Source organism: Paenarthrobacter nitroguajacolicus (assembly GCF_051027655.1).
Taxonomy (GTDB): Bacteria; Actinomycetota; Actinomycetes; order Actinomycetales; family Micrococcaceae; genus Arthrobacter; species Arthrobacter nitroguajacolicus.
Window position 1 is genome coordinate 1 of the sequence record NZ_CP073234.1, and the last position, 22,515, is coordinate 22,515.

The window sequence follows — 22,515 nt, forward strand, 5'->3', positions numbered from 1 at the left end:
ATGACAGTAGACGAAGCCAACCACGCCAACACTGTCGGAAGTTCCTGGCGCAGGGTGCTGAGCCTCATGGAACAAGACGACCGGGTCTCACCCCGTCAGCGCGGTTTCGTCATCCTCGCCCAGGCGCAGGGCCTCATCGGTTCAACCCTGCTGGTGGCCGTTCCCAATGAACTCACCCGCGAGGTCCTTCAGACGCAGGTCAAGGACGCCTTGGACGATGCCCTCCGCAATGTCTTCTCGGACGACATCCGCTGTGCAATCGATGTAGACACCGATCTGGTGCCCGTCCACGCAGAGCCCGAACCCGCCGTCGAGCTTTCCGCAGTATCCGACTTCGCCGAACCGAAGCCGCAGCCCACGCCGCCGAGTACCTCGCATGAATTTGGCCGACTGAACCCGAAGTACATCTTCGATACTTTCGTGATCGGTTCATCGAACCGCTTTGCCCATGCGGCCGCAGTGGCCGTGGCTGAAGCTCCGGCGAAGGCTTACAACCCATTGTTCATTTATGGCGATTCAGGTTTGGGCAAGACCCACCTGCTTCACGCAATCGGACACTATGCCCGCCGGCTCTACAGCGGCATCCGGGTCCGCTACGTGAACTCGGAAGAGTTCACCAACGACTTCATCAACTCCATCCGCGATGACGAAGGCACCAGCTTCAAGACCACGTACCGCAACGTGGACGTGCTCCTGATCGATGACATCCAGTTCCTGGCGGGCAAGGACCGGACCCAGGAAGAGTTCTTCCACACGTTCAATGCCCTGCACAACGCCAACAAGCAGGTTGTCATCACCTCCGATCAGCCGCCCAAGATGCTCGCCGGCTTCGAAGACCGCATGACGTCCCGTTTCGAGTGGGGCCTCCTGACGGATATCCAGCCCCCTGAGCTGGAGACCCGTATCGCGATCCTTCGCAAGAAGGGCCTCAGCGAGGGCCTCTCCGCGCCGGACGATGCCTTGGAGTACATCGCTTCCAAGATCTCCAGCAACATCCGCGAACTTGAAGGCGCGCTGATCCGCGTCACGGCCTTCGCGAGCCTCAACCGCCAACCTGTGGACGTGGCCCTCGCTGAGATGGTCCTGAAGGACCTCATCACCGACGACGGTGCCCAGGAAATCACGGCGAAGCAGATCCTGGACCAGACAGCTGACTACTTCAAGCTCAGCATGGAAGAGCTCTGCAGCAAGTCCCGTACACGCACCCTGGTGACGGCCCGGCAGATTGCCATGTATCTGTGCCGCGAGCTGACGGACATGTCCTTGCCGAAGATCGGACAGGAGCTCGGTGGTCGTGACCACACCACGGTTATCCACGCAGACCGCAAGATCCGCGAGCTGATGGCCGAGCGCCGTGTGATCTACAACCAGGTCACGGAGCTGACCAACCGGATCAAACAGCAGCAGCGCGACTCCTGAAATCCACATCGCGCCCGGCACTACATACCTTATTAACAGGTGCATGTGGATAAGCCTGTGGATACTTAAGGGGACAAGCGCGGTTAATGGGCTTAAAACCCTTAAGCCATCTGTGGATCGTTAAAAACCGGCCTGGGAGTTGTCCCCATCCACACCCTGTTTAAAACCCAGTTAACGCACAATCCGTGAACAGGGCTTAACCGCGAAACGACGCGGCGAGATCGGGTTATCCACAGTTTCCACAGCAGTTATTAACACTACGAATCCCAAAAAATTGAAATCCCTCAAATAACAATCTCGTTCGGCCACCCATCCCGTCCCGGAAACGACAGACCAAGAGCCAGGCCGTAGCCGGCCTGCACTGTCCACATACGAGGGGGCCTGCCCGACGGGGATGGGTTAATCGCGGATCTTCCGGCTAAGCTGTCAGCAGCGCTCCCATCCTCGGGTCTGCTTGTAGTTCGCTAAGTGCGGACCATGCAGGTTCCGGTGCCGGATTGCGAAGATTTAGCGGCCTCCAAGCAGGAAGCCGCAGCTACTACATGGCAGCAGCAATGAAAGGCGGCACCCTTCCGTGAAGTTCAGAGTCGACCGCGACGTCCTGGCAGAAGCCGTTACGTGGACCGCGCGGTCGTTGTCTCCGCGGCCGCCCGTACCCGTGCTGTCCGGCCTCCTCCTCAAAGCCGAGGCAGGAACCGTTAGCCTGTCCAGCTTTGACTACGAGACCTCAGCTCGTTTGGAAATCCCCGCGGATATCGCTGTTGAGGGCACCATCTTGGTTTCCGGGCGCTTGTTGGCAGACATCTGCCGCAGCCTTCCATCGGCTCCTGTGGAAGTTGAGACAGATGGCAGTAAAGTCACTCTCACCTGCCGCCGAAGCAGCTTCCACCTGGCCACCATGCCCGAGTCCGAGTACCCGGCACTTCCGGCACTTCCGGCGATCAGCGGTACCTTGCCGGGCGACGCTTTCGCCCAAGCCGTATCCCAGGTGATCATTGCAGCAAGCAAGGATGACACCCTGCCGATCCTCACCGGCGTTCGCATGGAAATCGAGGATGACCTCATCACGCTCCTCGCCACGGACCGCTACCGCCTGGCCATGCGCGAAGTCCCGTGGAAGCCTGTCACCCCGGGCATTTCCACCAGCGCACTGGTGAAATCCAAAACCCTGAACGAAGTGGCTAAAACCCTCGGTGGCAGCGGCGACATCAACCTCGCGCTTGCTGACGACGACAGCCGCCTCATTGGCTTCGAAAGTGGTGGACGGACCACCACTTCACTTCTGGTTGACGGCGACTACCCCAAGATCCGTTCACTCTTCCCGGACTCCACGCCGATCCACGCAACAGTCCAGACCCAGGAACTCGTCGAGGCCGTTCGCCGTGTCTCACTTGTGGCAGAGCGAAACACCCCGGTCCGTCTTGCCTTCACCCAAGGACTACTGAATCTCGACGCCGGTACTGGTGAAGATGCTCAGGCTTCCGAGGAGCTGGAAGCCCAGCTTTCCGGTGAAGACATCACAGTTGCCTTCAACCCGCACTACTTGGTTGAAGGCTTGAGCGTCATCGAAACCAAATACGTTCGATTCTCCTTCACCACCGCCCCGAAACCGGCCATGATCACGGCCCAGGCTGAAGCAGACGGCGAAGACCAGGATGACTACCGCTACCTAGTGATGCCAGTCCGCCTTCCCAACTAGCTGCGAGCCAATTGGCCCCAGCCCGGTACCGTCTCCCGCCACCTCCACAGAAAAGAGTTCACACTGTGCACATCGGACTGATCGGCCTCGGAAAAATGGGTTTCAACATGCGGGAACGCATGCGGAACGGTGGCATTGAGGTCACAGGTTTTGACCGGAATCCCGACGTCACGGACGTCGGGTCAGTTGATGAACTCATCGCTGCATTACCCACTCCTCGGTTGGTGTGGGTAATGGTTCCGTCCGGTGCCATCACGGATGCCGTCGTAACGGAGCTGGGCGAGAAACTCAGCCCCGGAGACTTGGTCATCGACGGCGGCAACTCACGATTCACGGAAGACCAGAAGCACGCGGCTGCGCTAGCAGAAAAGAGCATCCGTTTCGCGGACTGCGGTGTATCGGGCGGTGTTTGGGGCCTCCAGAACGGTTACGGCCTCATGGCAGGCGGCGCCGACGAGGACATTGAACTGGCCATGCCGGTCTTCGATGCACTCCGTCCCGAGGGTGAACGGGCAGACAGCTTCGTCCACGTTGGTGGAGTTGGTGCCGGCCACTACGCCAAGATGGTTCACAACGGCATCGAGTACGGCCTCATGCAGGCGTACGCCGAGGGCTACGAATTGCTGGCTGCAAAAGACATCGTGAAGGACCTTCCGGGGACTTTCCGAGCGTGGCAAAAGGGCACGGTTGTCCGTTCGTGGCTCTTGGACCTCATGGTCAAGGCCCTCGACGAAGATCCGGGCTTGGCCTCGATCGATGACTATGTTGAGGACTCCGGCGAAGGCCGTTGGACCGTGGAAGAAGCAATCGCCAACGCAGTGCCCGCACCTGCAATCACGGCCGCACTCTTTGCCCGCTTTGCCTCCCGCGAAGACAATTCACCTGCCATGAAGATGGTTTCCGCACTACGCCACCAGTTCGGCGGACACGCCACCCGTCCGGCCAACTAGGCCGCAGGAGTCCTGCAAACGGCGTGTACCTCGAACATCTTTCGCTGACGGATTTCCGAAGCTATGCACAGGTCGACCTGAAACTCGGCCCCGGCGTGACGGTCTTGGTGGGTTCCAACGGAATCGGCAAGACCAACCTCATGGAAGCAATCGGGTACCTGGCGACGTTGAGTTCCCACCGGGTCAGCACGGACGCTCCGCTTCTTCGTTTCGGCACGGAGCGCGCCATGATCCGGGCGAGGCTCGTCCGTGGCGAGCAGTCAACGGTCATCGAGCTTGAGATCAACTCCGGGCGGGCGAACCGGGGACGTATCAACCGCAGCAACCCGGTCCGTGCCAGGGACATTTTGGGGATCTGCCAAACAGTGTTGTTCGCGCCCGAGGATTTGGCGCTGGTCAAGGGCGATCCTTCGAACCGTAGGCGCTTTCTAGACGAGCTGCTGGTGAGCCTCGTTCCGCGGCACGCCGCAACCCGCAGCGACTACGACCGTGTGTTGAAGCAACGCAATGCGCTGCTGAAATCGGCCCGCGCCGGCAAGTTCACCGCCGGGCATGAGGCAACCCTGGATGTCTGGGATCAGCACATGGCCCGTGCCGGCGCGGAACTCCTGCATGCACGCCTGGAACTTGTGGAGCGCTTGCGTCCCCACCTGAACAGCGCTTATGCCCAACTTACTGATGGTTCCAAGGACGCTGGAGCCGTCTACCGCTCAACCATTCAGGGCGTACTTGACGACGATGGCGGGCCGGCCGAGCAGGGAACGGAGCCTTCGGCGTCGGTTGATGACCTCCGGCTGCTGTCCGTTGATGAACTTACAGAGCGCTACATCCAGGCCTTCGCAGCCTCCAGGAAAAAGGAACTCGAACGCGGTATCTCCTTGGTAGGTCCGCACCGCGACGAACTGGAACTCGTGCTGGGGCAGGCCCCCGCCAAGGGCTATGCGTCCCATGGTGAAACGTGGTCCATGTGCCTGTCACTGCGACTGGCCTCCTACTATGTGATGCTGGATGACGCCCGGACCGGTGGCACTGCGCCCATCCTCATCCTGGACGACGTTTTTGCCGAACTCGATGTCCACCGGCGGCGTAAACTGGCAGCAATCGTCGCCGGTGCTGAGCAAGTACTGGTGACAGCCGCCGTCGATGCCGATATCCCCGAGGAGCTGGCCGGACGGCGCGTAACCGTTGTTCCGGGAGGCATCGATGGCGAAGGATAGCCACGACGGACTTCAGCCCGGCCGTGAGCCGGATGAGATTGACGCTGCCCAAGCGGCCTTAAACCGGATGCGCGAAGCCGCAGCTGCCCGCGGCGAAGTACGGCAACGCGCGCCGAGGCCTGGATCCGCTCCGAAACGCAAAGGGCTGCGGGATACCAGGGGCTTCACCCAATTCCACGGCAGCGGCCGTGATCCCTTGGGACTTGGAAAAGTAGTAGGTCGTTTGGTGGCCGAACGCGGTTGGACATCTCCTGTGGCCGTCGGCTCGGTCATGGCGGAGTGGGAGACTCTGGTTGGGCCGGACATCTCCGCTCACTGCACGCCCGAGAGTTTCACCGACACCACGCTCCACGTTCGTTGCGACTCCACGGCCTGGGCTACACAACTGCGGCTGCTGAGCACCAGCCTCCTGGAGATGTTCCGCAATGAACTGGGAGAAGGAGTGGTAACGAGCATTCAGGTGCTTGGACCTTCAGCTCCAAGTTGGCGAAAAGGCGGACGCAGCGTTAACGGTCGCGGACCGAGGGACACCTACGGCTAAACGGCGTGCAGGGCGTTTCAAGGCCCCCGAGTCGTATAGGCCCCCGTCGGGACCACCATAGGGCCACTGAAGATAGGGCCAGCGGTCTCCTACGGCCATATTCAGCTCTCGGCTGCCCCCGTATTTGCAAGGATTCACGCGTTTCCACGATAGAATCGGCGTAGATCACTGAGCGCCGGTGAAACGTCGTCGGGTCCTGAATCCACTCCTGTGGCATCGGGGACCCCTTCGTTGGACTAATCGGCGCAATCAGTCACGTGCCCGTTGGCGGCCGCGGTTCGCCGTGGGCAGCTCCGGGAACGGCCGACATCGAGTACAGAGGAGTCGAAAGCGCCTGTGGCTAACGACAATGCAGAGACCTTGGCAGTAGAGCCCGAAGAGGAGACTGTTCCCAAGCCTGACACGCCCGCGGAGGCGCCCAGGGAGTACGGTGCCAGCGATATTACCGTGCTGGAAGGTCTCGAAGCCGTGCGCAAACGCCCCGGCATGTACATCGGCTCAACCGGTCCCCGCGGCCTGCACCACTTGGTCTATGAAGTGGTGGACAACTCTGTTGACGAGGCCTTGGCTGGTTACTGCAGTCACATCGAAATCACGCTCCGCGCTGATGGTGGAGTCCGCGTTGTGGACGATGGCCGCGGCATCCCCGTGGACATTCACCCAACCGAGGGCAAGCCCACCGTTGAAGTGGTCATGACCATCCTGCACGCCGGCGGCAAGTTCGGGGGCGGCGGCTATGCCGTTTCCGGTGGTCTTCACGGTGTTGGTATTTCGGTGGTTAACGCCCTGTCGCGCCGGGTTGACACGGAAGTCCGCCGCCAGGGTCACGTTTGGCGTATGACCTTTGCCGACGGCGGCAAGCCGCAGGGCGAACTCGTCAAGGGCGAGGCTACTGACGTTACGGGGACGTCCCAGACGTTCTACCCGGACGGCACCATCTTCGAGTCCACCGAGTTCGACTTCGAGACGCTGCGTGCACGTTTCCAGCAGATGGCCTTCCTCAACAAGGGCCTGCGGATCACGCTGACGGATGAGCGCCCGGTTAACCGTGACGGGGACGACGATCTCGATCTGGATGCCGTGGCAACGGAAGGCGAAGTCGCAGCCGAGCACCGCACAGTCGTTTACCAATACCCGGACGGGCTGTTGGACTACGTCAAGCACCTGAACTCGAGCAAGAAGGTTGAAATCGTCCACGAGGACGTTATCGCTTTCGAAACCGAAGACACTGAGCGGCACATCGCCGTCGAGGTTGCCATGCAGTGGACCACCGCTTACTCGGAAAGTGTCCATACCTACGCAAACACGATCAACACCCATGAGGGTGGAACGCACGAAGAAGGCTTCCGCGCCGCGATGACCTCGCTCATCAACCGCTATGCGCGGGAGAAGAGCATCATCAAGGAAAAGGAAGACAACCTTACCGGCGATGACATCCGTGAAGGTTTGACGGCCGTTATCTCCGTGAAGCTTTCCGAGCCGCAGTTCGAAGGCCAGACCAAGACCAAACTGGGCAACTCCGAGGTAAAGGGCTTTGTACAGCGCGTTGTCACGGACCAGCTGGGTGATTGGCTGGAGCGGAATCCCGGACCCGCCCGCGATGTCATCCGTAAGGCCATTTCGGCTGCCCAGGCACGCATGGCTGCCCGCAAGGCCCGTGATAACGCCCGCCGGAAGAGCCCGCTGGAGTCCTTCGGCATGCCCGGCAAGCTCTCTGACTGCTCTTCCAAGGATCCCTCACGTTGCGAGGTCTACCTTGTGGAGGGTGACTCGGCCGGTGGTTCTGCCAAGCGTGGCCGTAACCCTGAGACCCAGGCCATCCTGCCGCTGCGAGGCAAGATCCTGAACGTTGAGCGTGCCCGCCTGGACAAGGCCCTGGGCAACGCTGAAGTCCAGTCAATGATCACCGCCTTCGGAACGGGTATCGGCGAGGACTTCGACATCTCCAAGCTTCGCTATCACAAGATCGTCCTGATGGCAGATGCAGACGTAGATGGCCAGCACATCACCACGCTGCTGATGACGCTGCTGTTCCGCTACATGCGTCCGCTCATCGAGAATGGCTACGTGTACCTGGCCCAGCCGCCGCTGTACAGGATCAAGTGGTCCAACGCCGCCCACGACTACGTCTACAGCGACCGCGAACGCGATGAAACCATCCGCAAGGGTGCCAGCATGAACAAGCGACTGCCCAAGGACAACGGCATCCAGCGCTACAAGGGCCTGGGCGAGATGGACTACACGGAGCTGTGGGACACCACCATGGACCCGGATCGGCGCACCCTGCTGCAGGTCACCATGGATGACGCACTGGCTGCCGATCAAACCTTCTCCGTCCTGATGGGCGAGGACGTCGAATCGCGCCGTAACTTCATTCAGCAGAACGCCAAGGACGTCAGATTCCTCGATATCTAGGGGCCCACAGGGGCAACTGAATATTCCAGAACTGACATATACCTGAAACGGAAACCTTAGATTATGAGTGACGAAACTCCCGAAGTCCCGGCGGAATCCAACGCTGACGACGTCATCCTCGAGGGCGATGTGCTGACCGACCGCGTGGAACAGGTGGACCTGCAGACGGAAATGCAGCGGTCCTACTTGGACTACGCCATGGCCGTTATCGTCGGCCGCGCCCTCCCGGATGTCCGTGACGGCCTTAAGCCGGTGCACCGCCGCGTTCTGTACGCAATGTTCGACGGCGGATACCGCCCCGACCGCTCTTTCAACAAGTGCGCCCGCGTTGTGGGCGACGTTATGGGTACGTACCACCCGCACGGCGACATGGCGATCTACGATGCCCTGGTCCGCTTGATCCAGGACTGGACCATGCGCTACCCGCTGGCACTCGGCCAAGGCAACTTCGGTTCGCCCGGCAACGACGGCGCTGCTGCACCGCGTTACACCGAAACCAAGATGGCCCAGCTGGCGATGGAAATGGTCCGCGACATCGACGAGGAAACCGTCGACTTCCAGGACAACTACGACGGCAAGAACCAGGAACCAACCATCCTGCCGGCGCGTTTCCCCAACCTGTTGGTCAACGGCTCCTCAGGTATCGCCGTCGGTATGGCCACCAACATTCCGCCGCATAACCTTCGCGAGGTTGCCGAAGGTGTGCAGTGGGCGCTTGATAACCCCACCGCCACGCGCGAAGAGCTCCTCGAAGCACTGCTGCTGCGGATAAAGGGCCCCGACTTCCCCACGGGCGCCACCATTCTTGGCCACAAGGGCATCGAAGACGCGTACCGAACCGGCCGAGGCTCCATCACCATGCGGGCCGTGGTCAACGTGGAGGAACTCCAAGGCCGCACGTGCCTGGTGGTAACCGAGCTCCCGTACCAGGCCAACCCGGACAACCTGGCCATCAAGATTGCCGAACTGGTCAAGGACGGCAAGATTTCAGGCATTGCTGACCTTCGCGATGAAACCTCCGGCCGTACCGGCCAGCGCCTGGTGATTGTGCTGAAGCGCGATGCCGTGGCCAAGGTTGTACTCAACAACCTTTATAAGCACACGCAGTTGCAGGACAACTTCTCGGCGAACATGCTGGCAATTGTCGACGGCGTTCCGCGCACCTTGAGCCTTGACGCCTTCATTCGGCACTGGGTTGCGCACCAGATGGACGTCATTGCACGCCGCACCCGCTACCGCCTGCGCAAGGCCGAGGAAGAGGCGCACATCCTGCGCGCACTCCTCAAGGCACTGGACATGCTGGACGAGGTCATTGCCCTCATCCGCGCGTCCAACACCACAGAGGCTGCCCGTGAAGGCCTCATGGAACTCTTGGAGATCGACGAACTCCAGGCCCGCGCCATCCTGGACATGCAGCTGCGCCGTCTAGCCGCACTGGAACGCCAGAAGATCCAGGATCGCCACTCCGAGCTCGAGTCGATGATCGAGGAATACAACTCGATCCTTGCTTCCGAGGAGCGCCAGCGCCAGATCATCAGTGAAGAACTCGCAGAGATTGTGGCCAAGCACGGCGACGACCGCCGCACCCACATCCTGATGGGTTTCGACGGCGACATGTCCATGGAGGACTTGATCCCCGAAGAGGAAATGGTTGTCACCATCACCCGTGGCGGCTACGTAAAGCGCACCCGCAGCGACAACTACCGTTCGCAGCAGCGTGGCGGCAAGGGCATCAAGGGTGCACAGTTGCGTGGCGACGACGTGGTGGAGCACTTCTTCGTCACGACCACGCACCACTGGTTGCTGTTCTTTACCAACCTTGGACGCGTGTACCGGGCAAAGGCTTACGAACTGGCAGAAGCCGGCCGCGATGCCAAGGGCCAGCACGTTGCCAACTTGCTGGCGTTCCAACCGGATGAGCATATCGCCCAGGTCCTTGACCTGCGGGACTACCAGCAGGCTCCCTACTTGGTGCTGGCCACCAAGAACGGTTTGGTCAAGAAGACACGGTTGGAGGACTATGACACCAACCGTACGGCCGGCGTCATCGCCATTAACCTGCGCGATGAGGACGAACTTGTCTCGGCCCAGCTGGTCAGCGAAACCGATGACCTGCTCCTGGTGTCACGCAAGGGCCAGTCCATCCGCTTCACGGCCACCGATGATGCTTTGCGTCCCATGGGCCGCGCCACGTCCGGTGTGACCGGTATGAAGTTCCGTGAAGACGACGAACTGCTCGCCGCAGACGTAGTCCAGGACGGATCCTTCGTGTTCATCGTGACCGAGGGCGGCTACGCCAAGCGGACCGCAGTGGACGAATACCGTCTGCAGGGCCGTGGTGGCTTGGGCATCAAGGTGGCCAAGCTTGCTGAAGACCGCGGTGACCTCGTTGGCGCACTGATCGTGCAGGAAGAGGACGAGGTCCTGGTGGTCATGGAGGGTGGCAAGGTAGTGCGCTCGGCAGTGACCGGCGTCCCCGCCAAGGGCCGCGACACCATGGGCGTCATCTTTGCCAAGCCGGACAAGAATGATCGCATTATCGAGGTTGCGCGCAACAGCGAACGCGGCTTGGAAGTAGAAGAGTCAGAGGACGGACTCGACGATGACGTAACGTTGGCTGCAAACGACGGCGCCTCCGAGGCGACCGTGACGGACGAAACGGAAAACGACGCAGACCCGGAAATCGAAACGGGCGCGGAGCTGAACGAAGACAATACCGGAGGTAACGAGTGAGTAATTCCGACTCATATCCCAAGCCGAGCACAGGTGTCCCCGGCGGACTCCGGCAGCCCTCGGGCAGCGCACAGGCAGGAACACCTGCACGGCCCCAGCAGCGTCCCGGAACCGGTTCTTCCGGCGCCGGCGCAGCCGGAGCACGTCCCGCAGGCGGCACCAACTCCACCCAGCGGCCTAGCGGTGCTCCCAATGCTTCCGGCCAGCGTCCCGCCACCGGGGCTCAGCGTCCCGCCAATGCGCCCGGCCAGCGCCCTGCAGGCACGCCTGCCCAGCGCCCTGCCCAGGGTGGTCCCGGACTTGTGAAGCCGGCCCCGAAGGCAAAGGTCCGCCGCGCGCGCCTCCTTGTCAGCAAGGTTGACCCCTGGTCGGTGCTGAAGATGGCATTCCTGCTGTCTGTTGCGTTGGGCATCGTTACTGTCGTTGCAGCGATCGTCCTCTGGACTGTGCTGGATCTCACAGGCATCTTCAATCAGGTGGATAGCCTTCTTGGCACTTTGGCAGGCTCCGAAGGCAGTGGGTTCGAACTGAAGAAGATTGCTTCGCTTGGCCAGGTGGCATCGTTTGCCACCATCATCGCCGTGGTGAACGTGGTCCTGTTGACTGCACTGTCCATGCTTTCGGCTGTGCTGTATAACATTTCCGCAACGTTGGTTGGTGGCGTCGGCGTCACCCTGACCGACGACTAACGAAAATCCCCGGAAATACGCCGAAAATGGCGGAAATCATCCGGGGAATGCCTCGATTTGAGATCGGGCCGGGATGTGCTGTACAGTCATATCTCGGCCCGATGAGGCATCGGGGCGTATAGCTCAGGCGGTTAGAGCGCTTCGCTGATAACGAAGAGGTCCCAGGTTCAAGTCCTGGTACGCCCACGGAACCGAAAGAGGTTCAGGTAAAACTGAACCGGAATGAGGTGCTTGTGAAGAAGTTGCTAGTAGTAGTGGCAGCGGCAATCGCAGGTGTCCTGGTCTATAAAAAGGCGCAGGAATCCGAAGCCCGGAAGGATGTCTGGAGCAAGTCGACCGATACGGTGGACTAGCCGAGGAGCCCGGTACGGATTGGTAAATACCAGTCCGGACATGGGGTATGATTGACGGGTTGCTTCTTATGGGGGCATGGCGCAATTGGTAGCGCACCTGCTTTGCAAGCAGGGGGTTCGGGGTTCGAGTCCCCGTGCCTCCACCATAAGAAAAGTCCCGGTCAGAAATGACCGGGACTTTTGCATTTAAGTGCCGTACCCATATGCGTGCCATACACCAACAGGAAATGCACTGACTGCCCGGGAACTGCCGAGCCTCCCCGCCGCACTAGGGTAGATCCGTGAACCTTCTCATTGCTGCGCTCGGTGTCCTTGGCGTGGCGTCCTCCGGACCACTCATAGCGGGCACGCTCGGTGCCACTTCAGTGACAGCCTTGGCCATCGCGTTCTGGCGCAACGCTATCGGTGCCGTGGTGATGGCGGGCCCGGTTGTCATCCGGGAACCGAAAGCATTCGGGAAGATCACGCGGCGTGAGTTCGGCTGGTCGGCTGTAGCGGCCGTGGCTCTTGCGTTCCACTTTGCGTGCTTCATCACCGCCCTCCAGCTGACGTCCGTTGCCGCCGCCACCGCGTTGGTGTGCCTGCAGTCGGGGTGGATCGCCGTTTTCCAGTTGTTCCGGGGTACGCGGCACAGGTGGCCGGTCCTCGTGGGCTTGGGCATCGCTTTCGGCGGTGTTGTGGCCATTACCGGCTTCGACATGGGTTCATCCCCGGAAGCGCTGCTGGGCGACCTCCTGGCACTCGCTGGCGGCGCCTTGGCCGGTCTCTACACGCTGGCGGGCGGCAAGGCGCGCCAGTCCATGGGTACGGGAACGTACACCACCCTGTGCTACGGAATGTGCGCGGGGATAGTGGCTGTGCTGGCTTTATTCAGCGCTCAGCCGCTCACTGGATTCGACGCCGGGGGTTGGCTTGGCATTATTGCCATCACCGTATGTGCGCAGCTGGTGGGGCACACGGCGTTCAACCACCTGCTGGCCACCATGAGCCCGTTACTGGTGTCCATGATCATCCTGTTGGAGATTCCGGGTGCTGCCTTCCTGGCAGCCGTCTTCCTGAACGAGACCCTGCCGGCCGGCACGTATGCGGGTTTGTCGCTGATCCTGGTGGGACTGGCCGTAGTGGTTGCCGGTCAGCGGCGCGGGCGGCCGGAACCGGACCAGCGCCTAGCCGGGCTTGGCACAGACTGAGGTACCGGCGTCGGGCGTTTAAGCACCGCCGCGTCGGGCCCCTTGCGCGGAGTTGGCCGTGTGGATGGCACGCAGTAACTTGGCCGGGAAGTACACGGAGAAGAACACCACCATAGGCGCCTTCAGAGCCATCTTCTTGACGTTGTGGGCCTTGTACGTCCGATCAAAACGCTGGACGTAGTAGCGGTAGTCCCGCGGCGAGTCCTCAAGCCGCCGGGCGGACATGCCGGACACCATCTGCGGAAGGTACTGCACTTTGAGGTCGTGCTCGAACAAGTGCAGCGAAAGATCGATGTCCTCGTGCATCTCGTCCTTGGGGTCCAGACAGGCCTCATCACGGATGGTTTCCCATGCGGTGCGGCGTAGTGCCATGTTGGAGCCAAAGAGGAAGTGGTACTGGTGCTTGGCCAAGCGGAGCATGAGCTGCCGCATCTTGTCGTCTGCTTTTAGCCCGAACCGGCGCATGGGCATGTCGTAGTAGACCACCGGCCCCGTGGCTGCCGCGACGGATGGGTCAATGAAAGCCTTCTGGACCTGTTCCACCCAGTCCGGTTCAAGAACGGAGTCAGCGTCGATGCGGCCCACCACGTCACCTGTGGCGTTGTTCAGGCCATGGTTACGTGTCGGGATCAAGCCTTGGGTGTCTCCCTGACGCAGGAGGATGATGGGGCTCTCGGGATATTCCTGCTGCATCTGGCGCACGATCCTGGCCGTGCGATCCGTGGAGAGGTTATCCACCACGATGATCTCTTCGGCTGGAACTGACTGGTAGATGGCCGCGATGAGGCACTGGCGAATGACGCTTTCCTCGTTATACGCCGGGATGACGATGGACACTCCCGGCGGTTCCGGGACATCCTGGAGGGCACCCGCAAGGGGTCTATCGGCTGACATCACCTCAAATCTAACACCCGGGGCGGTAGGTCCGATGGAGGCTTTGGTTACGAGCCGGCAAACACTGAAGGGACCCAGGCAACTGCCCGGATCCCTTCAGATGATTGACTTGCAAGCCCCTGTGTGAGGCTGTAGGTCAGGTCTTAGTTTTGTGCACCTTTGGCGTCGGAGTCCTTGCCATCAGTGTCCTTATGGAGGCTGGCCGCAATGTTCTTGACGGCAGTCTTGGCATCGGTTGCCACCTTGTCGGTGGAATCCTCAACGTTCTTGAAAGCGTCCTTGGTTGCCTGCTCTACTTCAGCTTTGGCTTCCTCCGGCGTGATGTCCGAAGCCTTGGGCTCAGCAACTGTGGCTGTGACCGACGCAGAGGCATCGGCCGGGGCCGGAGTGGTGCTCGTTGCAGGAACAGGAGCGGGCGTGGGTGTGACCGGTGAAGGCGTCTTCCACGGATCCTCAACCGGCTTGGAAGCCTTCCAAGCAGCAACGCCTGCGGCCGCCGCGGCAGCAATGACCGTGACGATCAACCATCCGCGCTTCTTGGGCTTGGGTTGTTCCTTGGCTAGCGCGGTGGAAACCGCCTTGCTGGCCTGGTCAGTAACTGCCTTGATCTGCTTGCCGGTGGCCTGAGCCTGCTCCTGGACGCTGTGGACAACACCGGAATCAACCAGCTTCTGCGCCACGGCGTCAACCTGTGCGGGAGCGTTCTCGAGAACGTGATGGACAGCTACGGAAGCTTGGCCCAACTGCTCCGAGAGCTTGGGCAAATATTCCACCACCACTTTGTCCCTTGCATGACCAAGAGCAGGGGTGGCCTTGTTGAGCGTCTCCTGAATCCTGGGTGTCGCATCTTCAACTACGTCATGGATCTTCGGCGCGAGGTGCGCCAACCCGTCCTGGATCCGCGGCGTAACAACTGCAACGCCGTCGGCGAGGTTGTGCGCAGCGGACTTCAGCCCCTCTTGGATCTTGGGGGAAGCGGTGTCAATGCCGTGCTGGATACGCGGAACAGCCCAATTGACGGCTGCTTCCACACGCGGTGCAGCCCAGTCGCGGGCGTTATCCACACCGGCCGTGACTGATTGTTCGAGTTCGCGGGCAATACGGTCTGATTTCTTCACAACTACCTCCCGATACACATGCTCGTTTGTTGCTAGCCTACGTCGCTTGTGGAACACCGGCTATTCATCTGTTCGAGTTCGTCCCGGATTTCACCGAGCGCGGAACCGGCTTTACAGCCCGACGGGCGTTGACCCTGCATGGAAGAATGTTCCCATGACCATCGCAACCGCAAAAGCAACGATCCACACGAGCCTCGGCGACATCAAGGTTGACCTCTTCGGCAACCACGCCCCCAAGACGGTCGCCAACTTCGTTGGCCTGGCCACGGGTGAAAAGTCCTGGAACCACCCGGAAACCGGCGAAGACAAGACCGGTACGCCGCTTTACAACGGCACCATCTTCCACCGGATCATCAAGGACTTCATGATTCAGGCCGGCGATCCCCTTGGACGCGGCGTGGGTGGCCCGGGCTACCAGTTCGACGACGAAATCCACCCTGAACTGACCTTCAACGCTCCGTACAAGCTTGCGATGGCCAACGCAGGCATTCAGATGGGCAAGGGCACCAACGGGTCACAGTTCTTCATCACCACCGTGAACACCGACTGGCTGTTCGGCAAGCACAGTATCTTCGGCGAAGTCTCGGATGAGGAATCCCGCAAGGTTGTGGATGCAATCGAGTCCGTCCGCACCGGCATGGGTGACCGACCGGTTGAGGACGTTGTCATCAACAGCATCGACATCGAACAGCTCTAGTCGCACGCTGAACCAGAGCCCATGAGTTACGGAATTCCGTCGGCAGAGCCGTCCGCTGATATTCCGGTGTGCCCCAGGCACCCGGACAGGCCCTCCTATGTGCGGTGCCAGCGCTGCGGGCGCCCTGCGTGCCCCGAGTGCCAGCGGGCGGCCGCCGTCGGATTCCAATGCGTTGACTGCGTCAACGAACAAAAACGTACGACGCCGACATACCGCTCCCCGTATGGCGGAGCCTTGGCAGTGGGCCGGCCTTTGGTGACGTACGTGATCATCGGCCTATGCGCCCTGGTTTATGTCCTTCAGTGGATGGTGCCCGGCGACGCGGTCTTCGAAAACTTCGCGTTCGCCAACATCTTTGCAGTCAGTGAGCCCTGGCGCATGGTCACGGCAGCGTTCCTGCATTCCCAAGGCTTCTTGCTTCATATAGTCCTGAACATGTACACGCTGTGGATCTTCGGACAAGCCCTTGAGCCTTTGCTCGGGCGGATCCGGTTCCTGGCTGTCTACTTGATTTCCGCAATTGGTGGCTCAGTGGGCTTCCTGTTGTTGACTCCGGACAGGCCCCTTGTGGGGGTCGTTGGTGCGTCCGGGGCCATCTTCGGCCTGTTCGGTGCCATGCTTGTTGTGCAGCGCCATCGAGGTGGAGAGACCAAGCAACTGTGGGTCTTGATCGCCATTAATGGCGCCATCGGCTTCTTCGTGCCCAGCATCGCCTGGCAAGCACACCTGGGCGGACTGATCACCGGCGGCCTCGCAGCCGCCGCCATTGCATACGCCCCTCGAGGCAAGAACCAGGCGCTGCTGCAGACCGGTGGGCTGGTTCTGGTGGCAGGCCTCTTGGCCGTGGCCACCTGGTTCCGCGTCACCGCTGGCTAGCGAGCCACTTTTCCGTCATTCTTTGACCGGCTGTCGCAGGATGGTCCTAAGTTTCTCCGGTGCGGTACGGCGAGGATCGCCGAGGTAGATTTCATGGTGCCTGCCGATCATGGTCAGCGATTTCTCGGGTATGAATTTGTTGTGCATCTCCTCCAGCACTGGTCCTTCATCGTCATAAGGGCCTATGTGTAGCGTTTGCACGCTCAAACCTTCATGGACCGGCTCCAGGCGAAGCGCCTTCAGAAGCGGAGCCTCACCCTTCTTGGCGACCATCTCCAGCGCCATGTCCAGGTGCTCCTGGGTGATCCAGTCGGGGACCATGTTCATCAGCGTCCAGTCCCAGCGTGACTTATCTCTGGCACTGGTGAATGACTTCATGTCATCCGACCACCACAGAGCCTCGAGTGGCATCACCGTGTAGTCCCGACCGAGTTCACTCTTGCTGAAGAACTTGAGCTTGTAGGCAACGGGATACAGCGTAGCCAGGCTGTCCCTATAAGACTGTGCCGTGTTGGGGTCCCCGTGACCGTCGATCATCAAAAACTGCAAGCTGGGCACTGTGACCACCGAGAACTGGCCGTGCTTGGCCGTGTAGCTGGGGATCTGCTTCTTGAAGTCGCTCTTCATGGCTCCACGGTACTCCGAGCAGTTATCCACAGCCGTTATCCACACTGTGCGTAACTTACACGAGTGTAGTTACCCCCTTTAACCGTCCGCACACTCGTCAGGGCGGTAGATATCCCCCGAAAGGCATGCATTTCTCCACATCTGTGGATAACTTTGTCCCCGTTGGGTGAAGATATGTGGACAAACTGGGCATTTTCGTGACGGCTGTGGATAAACCTGTTAATGAGCTCGTGGGGAGGCGAATATCAACAGGCTTATCAACAGTGTTAATAACTTACACAGCTGTAGTTCATTCTGCAGAAAGGGCTCCAAAGCCCGGCAAACCAGTGATCTAAGAGTGGATACCCACTCCTTATCCCCATCTGTGGATAACTTGTGGGTACGGGGCTGTTGTTATGTGGGCAAGTTATTCAACGTCTACGCTCGGACTGTGGAGCTCCCGACCCGAGTGGGGCAGGTTCAACGCTCGCTCAAACTATCCGAGGCAAATCGGGCAATCCCTGAACGTTGAACTCTGGGTGAAGATTGGGGCACTATCCACAGTGTCGTGCACAGTGGGTAAAAGTATGACCGATCAGACTTTTGGCCCGGATTGGCGGGTTGGCGCTGATTTATCCCCTAGGTGCGTGGATGTCCACAGAAGTTATCCACGCCTGTGGATAAAGTTTCGCACTTCTGTGGACAAGAGCTGTGGACTAGCTCAACACGTTCACCTCTGAGGCAGGCGGAGGCTCAGGTCCAAACTCCCGAGGTGCCACGACGGTGGCTATCCACCAAATGGGTGTCGATGATGCCCACGGCTTCCATGAGCGCATACATGGTGGTTGGGCCCACGAAAGCGAAGCCCTTCTTTCGGAGTGCTTTGGATAACGCGATCGATTCAGGGGATGTGGTGGGGATGTCCGCCATGGAGCTGGGAGCCGGCGTACTCTCGGGTTGGAACGACCACACGAATTCGACCAGGCCCCCCTCTTCGCGCAGGGCAATGGTGGCCTTGGCGTTGGTGATCGCGGCATTGATCTTTAGCCTGTTGCGCACAATCCCGGCGTCAAGCATGAGGCGCTCCACGTCAGCCTCGGTGAAGGGGGCGACACTTTCCGGATGGAAGTGCAGGAAGGCCTTCCTGAAAGCGTCCCTTTTCCGAAGAATGGTGGCCCAGGAGAGGCCGGCTTGGAAGGCTTCGAGGCTGATGCGCTCATACATGCCCTGCTCGTCGCGTACGGGCATTCCCCACTCGTGGTCGTAGTACGCCTGCAGGAGGGGATCCGAGGAGGCCCATAGGGGGCGCGCCAGCCCATCCTGACCAACGATGGTGCCGTTATCCGGGCTCATGCATGCTCCTCTGCAGCCGCACCGCCAATGCGGTGGGACGGTAATTCAGCTTCAGGGCTAGTGTGCCCGGTGCCTCTGACATTCTTGTGATGGCTCCGCGGCATCAGGACAAGCCCGTAACTCGCATGGTGATGTTGATCCGACCTTGTGAGAGGCCACAACCATCGGGTGCCGTTCCTGGGAGGACTTTGGGAATGCCGTGATACGCGAAACGTGATGGTCCTCCAAAGACGAAGAGGTCTCCGGAGCCAAGTTCAACATCCGTATATGGCTTGGTCCGTGTCTGAGTGTTGCCAAAGCGAAAGAGGCAGGACTCCCCGATGCTGAGCGAAACCACGGGTTCGTTGGAGCGCTCGTCCTTGTCCTGGTGCATGCCCATGGCAGCACCGTCGTCGTAAAAATTCACCAGCGCGGCATCGGGTTTGTAATCCTTGGCCTGCTTGATCAGGGCTTCGTCATCTTCAACCCCGGAGGCGTAGGCCGCTTCCACTGCCTGCCGCCCCAAGCGCACCATCCAGTCCGGAAAATCGAGCACGGGGCGGCCGTTGACGTCCGTGGCTTCCCTTGTGTACCGGTAAGGCTGCCAGTGCCAACCAAGGCATACAGTCCTAACCGACATCTGGTGTCCGCCAGGGAGGGTGGCGGCACGCAGGGGAACCGGTCCTTGCGTCCACTCACCAAAGCGCGCCACGATCCACCGTTGTTGTTCAAGCGTGAGCCAACCAGGCACATGGACGGCGCCGGGTGCGACGAGGCGCGGACCGGCGTCGTGCCCTTCCGGCTGCAGAAGTTCCAGCGGAAACAGGGCGTCGTCACTCATGCCGCTGCCTCAAGGCGGAGCAGTGCGCGTTTGGCCTCGCTTCCACCAAGGTAGCCGCCGAAACTGCCATCAGACTTCACTACCCGGTGGCACGGCACAATGAGGGGCAAAGGGTTGGTGGCGCAAGCGGTTCCGACTGCCCGGACCGCGTTGGGGCTGCCAGCTGCCTGGGCCACCTGGGCATAGCTGGCTGTGCTGCCGTAAGGGATCCGAGGCAGGTGGCGCAGGACGTTGAGGCGGAAACCCCGGCACAAACGGAAATCCAGCGTGAGATCGAACTCCGTCCTGGTGCCTTTGAAATACTCGTCGAGTTCCCGGGCGGCATCGTCCAATCGGGCTGGTGCCTGAAGGATCCGCGGGCTCACAGTGTTGGCCAGGAGCTGCAGGACGGAGTCGTGGTCTTCAAGCTCGAACGCGACGCGGACGATTCCCCGATCTGTCGCGGCCAGGAGGAGCTTCCCCACAGGAGAGTCCACAACCCTGTAAGCGATGTCCAGGGTGTGGGTGAGTTGAGCATCCCGGGCCAACCGGGCGTGGAGGCTGGCGATGGCTGGTTCGAGTCCTGCATCCAGGGGGTGCAGGAGCGAAACTACCTCGGCGTGATCGGGGCTGAGTTCGAGGGTCATCAGATATCGCCTTTCGAGGATGTGTGAGCCAGCGACTGATGTGCCGCAAGAGCGGAGCGGAGTGATTTAACACCGTCAGCGCCGGCACGGCGGGCAGCCTCGGCGGTGCCCCCCAACAGGGCAGCAACATCGTTATAGGGAAGGCCGGCGAGGTAGTGATAAGCGACGGCCTGTCGTTGCTTCGGCGGAAGGCTCGATATTGCGTCGAGCAATTCCTCATGCCCGTCACCGGGAATGCCGAGGCTGGAATGTTGTTCGGGTGGGTGGTCCACCGGAAGGGCGCGGCGGGTACCGGCACGCACATGGTCGATGCACTTGCGATGGGCGATGGTGACCAGCCAGGCTTCAACGTTCGCCCCTGCAGGGAGGGTGGGGTATGCCTGCAGCGCGGCCAGAAATGTGTCTGACCACGCGTCATCTGCGTCATGCACACCGAGAACTGCACGGCACACCCGAAGCACGGTGGCACCTTGTTCCCGGACCACTGCTTCGAACGGCTTCCTGTTGCCCATTTGCCCTGGCTTCATTAGAAAAGCTTGCCCTCCCGCACTTCTGCCGGCTCTTCCAATTCCAAGAGGAAGCGCTTGTTGCGAAGGCCACCCGCGTAGCCGGTTAGTTGTCCGTTGCGTCCCACCACCCGATGGCAAGGAATGATGATGCTTATGGGGTTGCGTCCAACGGCGGACCCAACAGCTTGTGCAAGATGAGGATCCCCCAACTCTGACGCCAACTCCCCGTAACTGACGGTTTCGCCGAAGGGAATATGTTTAAGTCGATCCCAGACCTTCTCCTGGAAGGGGTTGCCCGAGGCTTCGAAAGGGACGTCGAAAACTGTCCGATGACCATCCAAATACTCGGCGAGCTCGGTTTGGGCCCGCGCGAAAACCGGGTCCTCGATTCCTGTGGGATCTCCGAAGTAGTCCGGCGGGGGCATATGCCAGTGACCCTCGTAAAAGATGCCCGTCAAAAATTCCCCGCGGGCAGTCAGCGTTAACTGCCCCAACGGGGAATCCAAGGTGGTGTGCCGGCTGTTCATATCCTGTAGACGTTCACGGGCACGTAAATGTGAGGTGCTGAATTCCTAGGAGCGCCAGCGAGTGGTCATAAGGAAGCCGATGATGGCGATCCCGAAGCCTGCCACGATGTTCCACGAGGCCCACTCGCGGATTGGGAGCTGGCCCTCAGTGATATAGAACGTGATGATCCAGATAAGGCCGAGAATCATCAGGCCGAACATAACAGCCTTGTACCAGACCGGGTTCGGTTTGTACTGCTGCGCTGCGGAAGTCTGCTGGGCCTGACGGGCAGGCCGCTTGCGGGGCTTGGACTCGGGCACGGATCCTCCTGGCTGTTCGGTTAATCCCCGTTCCGCCAGCCTTGATATCCTGCAGGAAGGAAATTTCCAGCGGTTAACGGCCACACGGCGTTCCGGGTTGGTTCTAGCTGTCAAGTCTAGCCGCAACCTGGGTCCGCCCGTGCCGCCCGCGCCCTATGCAAGGAGACCCTGTGGCGCATCAGCAGCAGACGGCGGCTTCAGCCATGCCGTCCGCCCGCCAAGGGCAGGAACTGCGCCCGCGGAAGCGTCTCCGGGCATCGGACGTCATCCGAAAAATCAGCCAGATCCTGGGCGAACTCCTTATCACTGCAGGCATCGTTCTTCTGCTCTTTGTGGGTTGGGAACTGTGGTGGACCAATGTTCAAGCGGACGCAAAGCAAACTGAGGCGGTCAAGAGTTTCGCACAGGAGTTCTCCGGCCCCGTAACTCCGGCAGCACCTGCCGCACCTGTGGATTATGGACCGCCTGTGGTCGCGCCGGCACCGGCCTACGCCGGAATGATCGGGATTATGTACATCCCCCGCTTCGGCACCGACTACACTCGCCCCATCATCGAGGGCACCGGTTCGGACGTCCTGGACACCCTGGGACTTGGACACTACGGAAGCACCTCCATGCCCGGCGCGCCCGGGAACTTCGCTGTGGCCGGACACCGTCAAACCCACGGTGCCGTACTGGACAATATCCACACCCTGGTTCCCGGCGACAAGATCTACATCCAGACCGCAGACGGCTACTACACCTACGTCTTTCGTAACAACCAGATCGTCCTCCCGGACCGGACGGACGTCTTGATGCCCGTTCCCACCGAACCGGGTGTCCAGCCCACGGAAAGTATCCTCACCATGACGAGTTGCAACCCGCGCTTTGGGGCACAGGAACGCATCATTGCTTACTCCATGCTGGATGGTTGGCAACCCGCCTCAGCCGGACCGCCGTCGGAAATCGCCGCCCAAGTAGCCCGGGCTCACGGAAAGGGGTAA

22 protein-coding genes and 2 tRNA genes are annotated in these 22,515 nt (G+C 60.5%); 15 read left to right on the forward strand and 9 right to left on the reverse strand.

The window, feature by feature from the left end:
- The 12 genes from dnaA to KCX59_RS00060 all read left to right on the forward strand — a co-directional run bounded on the left by dnaA (position 1) and on the right by KCX59_RS00060 (position 13,206).
- Positions 1–1,419: a chromosomal replication initiator protein DnaA gene (gene dnaA, locus KCX59_RS00005; RefSeq protein ID WP_017199749.1), complete on the forward strand. Its 1,419-nt coding sequence runs from the start codon at positions 1–3 to the stop codon at positions 1,417–1,419.
- Between the two features lie 574 nt (positions 1,420–1,993).
- A complete protein-coding gene (dnaN, locus tag KCX59_RS00010) occupies positions 1,994–3,118 on the forward strand; it encodes a DNA polymerase III subunit beta (RefSeq protein WP_011772783.1) in 1,125 nt (374 codons plus the stop codon).
- Between the two features lie 65 nt (positions 3,119–3,183).
- Entirely contained in the window at positions 3,184–4,068 is an 885-nt protein-coding gene (gnd, locus tag KCX59_RS00015; protein ID WP_091464270.1) for a phosphogluconate dehydrogenase (NAD(+)-dependent, decarboxylating), read from the forward strand.
- Between the two features lie 23 nt (positions 4,069–4,091).
- The gene (gene recF, locus KCX59_RS00020) at positions 4,092–5,285 is read left to right on the forward strand and encodes a DNA replication/repair protein RecF (RefSeq protein WP_091464272.1); all 1,194 of its coding nucleotides are present in this window, start codon (positions 4,092–4,094) and stop codon (positions 5,283–5,285) included.
- On the forward strand, positions 5,272–5,826 hold the full coding sequence (locus tag KCX59_RS00025) for a DUF721 domain-containing protein (protein ID WP_054808852.1): 555 nt from the start codon (positions 5,272–5,274) through the stop codon (positions 5,824–5,826). The genes recF and KCX59_RS00025 overlap by 14 nt, the downstream gene beginning before the upstream one ends.
- Positions 5,827–6,162: 336 nt before the next feature.
- Positions 6,163–8,241: a DNA topoisomerase (ATP-hydrolyzing) subunit B gene (gene gyrB, locus KCX59_RS00030; protein WP_091464274.1), complete on the forward strand. Its 2,079-nt coding sequence runs from the start codon at positions 6,163–6,165 to the stop codon at positions 8,239–8,241.
- 63 nt (positions 8,242–8,304) lie between these two features.
- A complete protein-coding gene (gyrA, locus tag KCX59_RS00035; protein WP_139025118.1) occupies positions 8,305–10,974 on the forward strand; it encodes a DNA gyrase subunit A in 2,670 nt (889 codons plus the stop codon).
- On the forward strand, positions 10,971–11,663 hold the full coding sequence (locus KCX59_RS00040) for a DUF3566 domain-containing protein (RefSeq protein WP_179018021.1): 693 nt from the start codon (positions 10,971–10,973) through the stop codon (positions 11,661–11,663). The genes gyrA and KCX59_RS00040 overlap by 4 nt, the downstream gene beginning before the upstream one ends.
- A gap of 112 nt (positions 11,664–11,775) precedes the next feature.
- A tRNA-Ile gene (locus KCX59_RS00045) sits at positions 11,776–11,849 on the forward strand.
- Positions 11,850–11,896: 47 nt separating this feature from the next.
- Positions 11,897–12,016, forward strand: coding sequence for a DLW-39 family protein (locus KCX59_RS00050; protein WP_217639245.1), 120 nt, complete (start codon positions 11,897–11,899; stop codon positions 12,014–12,016).
- A gap of 70 nt (positions 12,017–12,086) precedes the next feature.
- Positions 12,087–12,162, forward strand: a tRNA-Ala gene (locus tag KCX59_RS00055).
- Between the two features lie 135 nt (positions 12,163–12,297).
- Positions 12,298–13,206: a DMT family transporter gene (locus KCX59_RS00060; protein ID WP_091464279.1), complete on the forward strand. Its 909-nt coding sequence runs from the start codon at positions 12,298–12,300 to the stop codon at positions 13,204–13,206.
- An 18-nt stretch (positions 13,207–13,224) separates the two neighbouring features.
- Here the strand turns inward: KCX59_RS00060 and KCX59_RS00065 are convergent, their stop codons facing one another.
- Together KCX59_RS00065 and KCX59_RS00070 are read right to left on the reverse strand one after the other, a co-directional pair.
- On the reverse strand, positions 13,225–14,100 hold the full coding sequence (locus KCX59_RS00065; RefSeq protein ID WP_091464282.1) for a glycosyltransferase: 876 nt from the start codon (positions 14,098–14,100) through the stop codon (positions 13,225–13,227).
- 143 nt (positions 14,101–14,243) lie between these two features.
- Positions 14,244–15,218: a hypothetical protein gene (locus tag KCX59_RS00070; protein WP_178994673.1), complete on the reverse strand. Its 975-nt coding sequence runs from the start codon at positions 15,216–15,218 to the stop codon at positions 14,244–14,246.
- 154 nt (positions 15,219–15,372) lie between these two features.
- On the opposite strand from KCX59_RS00070, the gene KCX59_RS00075 reads away from it, so the two are divergent.
- On the forward strand, positions 15,373–15,915 hold the full coding sequence (locus KCX59_RS00075) for a peptidylprolyl isomerase (RefSeq protein WP_017199760.1): 543 nt from the start codon (positions 15,373–15,375) through the stop codon (positions 15,913–15,915).
- 21 nt (positions 15,916–15,936) lie between these two features.
- Positions 15,937–16,791: a rhomboid family intramembrane serine protease gene (locus KCX59_RS00080; RefSeq protein ID WP_091464287.1), complete on the forward strand. Its 855-nt coding sequence runs from the start codon at positions 15,937–15,939 to the stop codon at positions 16,789–16,791.
- 15 nt (positions 16,792–16,806) lie between these two features.
- Here the strand turns inward: KCX59_RS00080 and KCX59_RS00085 are convergent, their stop codons facing one another.
- The 7 genes from KCX59_RS00085 to KCX59_RS00115 all read right to left on the reverse strand — a co-directional run bounded on the left by KCX59_RS00085 (position 16,807) and on the right by KCX59_RS00115 (position 21,532).
- Positions 16,807–17,418: a GyrI-like domain-containing protein gene (locus KCX59_RS00085; RefSeq protein WP_179018022.1), complete on the reverse strand. Its 612-nt coding sequence runs from the start codon at positions 17,416–17,418 to the stop codon at positions 16,807–16,809.
- A gap of 732 nt (positions 17,419–18,150) precedes the next feature.
- A complete protein-coding gene (locus KCX59_RS00090) occupies positions 18,151–18,750 on the reverse strand; it encodes a DNA-3-methyladenine glycosylase I (RefSeq protein ID WP_179018023.1) in 600 nt (199 codons plus the stop codon).
- Positions 18,751–18,853: 103 nt separating this feature from the next.
- Positions 18,854–19,570, reverse strand: coding sequence for an alpha-ketoglutarate-dependent dioxygenase AlkB family protein (locus KCX59_RS00095; RefSeq protein WP_179018024.1), 717 nt, complete (start codon positions 19,568–19,570; stop codon positions 18,854–18,856).
- On the reverse strand, positions 19,567–20,196 hold the full coding sequence (locus KCX59_RS00100; protein ID WP_091464295.1) for a methylated-DNA--[protein]-cysteine S-methyltransferase: 630 nt from the start codon (positions 20,194–20,196) through the stop codon (positions 19,567–19,569). Before KCX59_RS00100 ends, KCX59_RS00095 begins: the two co-directional genes overlap by 4 nt.
- Positions 20,196–20,723, reverse strand: a complete 528-nt coding sequence (locus tag KCX59_RS00105; RefSeq protein ID WP_179018025.1) for an RNA polymerase sigma factor — start codon at positions 20,721–20,723, stop codon at positions 20,196–20,198. Before KCX59_RS00105 ends, KCX59_RS00100 begins: the two co-directional genes overlap by 1 nt.
- The gene (locus tag KCX59_RS00110) at positions 20,723–21,232 is read right to left on the reverse strand and encodes a methylated-DNA--[protein]-cysteine S-methyltransferase (protein WP_091464300.1); all 510 of its coding nucleotides are present in this window, start codon (positions 21,230–21,232) and stop codon (positions 20,723–20,725) included. The genes KCX59_RS00105 and KCX59_RS00110 overlap by 1 nt, the downstream gene beginning before the upstream one ends.
- A gap of 45 nt (positions 21,233–21,277) precedes the next feature.
- Positions 21,278–21,532 carry a cell division protein CrgA gene (locus tag KCX59_RS00115; RefSeq protein WP_017199768.1) on the reverse strand — a complete coding sequence of 85 codons (255 nt, stop codon included), beginning with the start codon at positions 21,530–21,532 and terminating at the stop codon, positions 21,278–21,280.
- Between the two features lie 155 nt (positions 21,533–21,687).
- Between KCX59_RS00115 and KCX59_RS00120 the strand changes: the two genes are divergently transcribed.
- The gene (locus KCX59_RS00120; RefSeq protein WP_179018026.1) at positions 21,688–22,515 is read left to right on the forward strand and encodes a class E sortase; all 828 of its coding nucleotides are present in this window, start codon (positions 21,688–21,690) and stop codon (positions 22,513–22,515) included.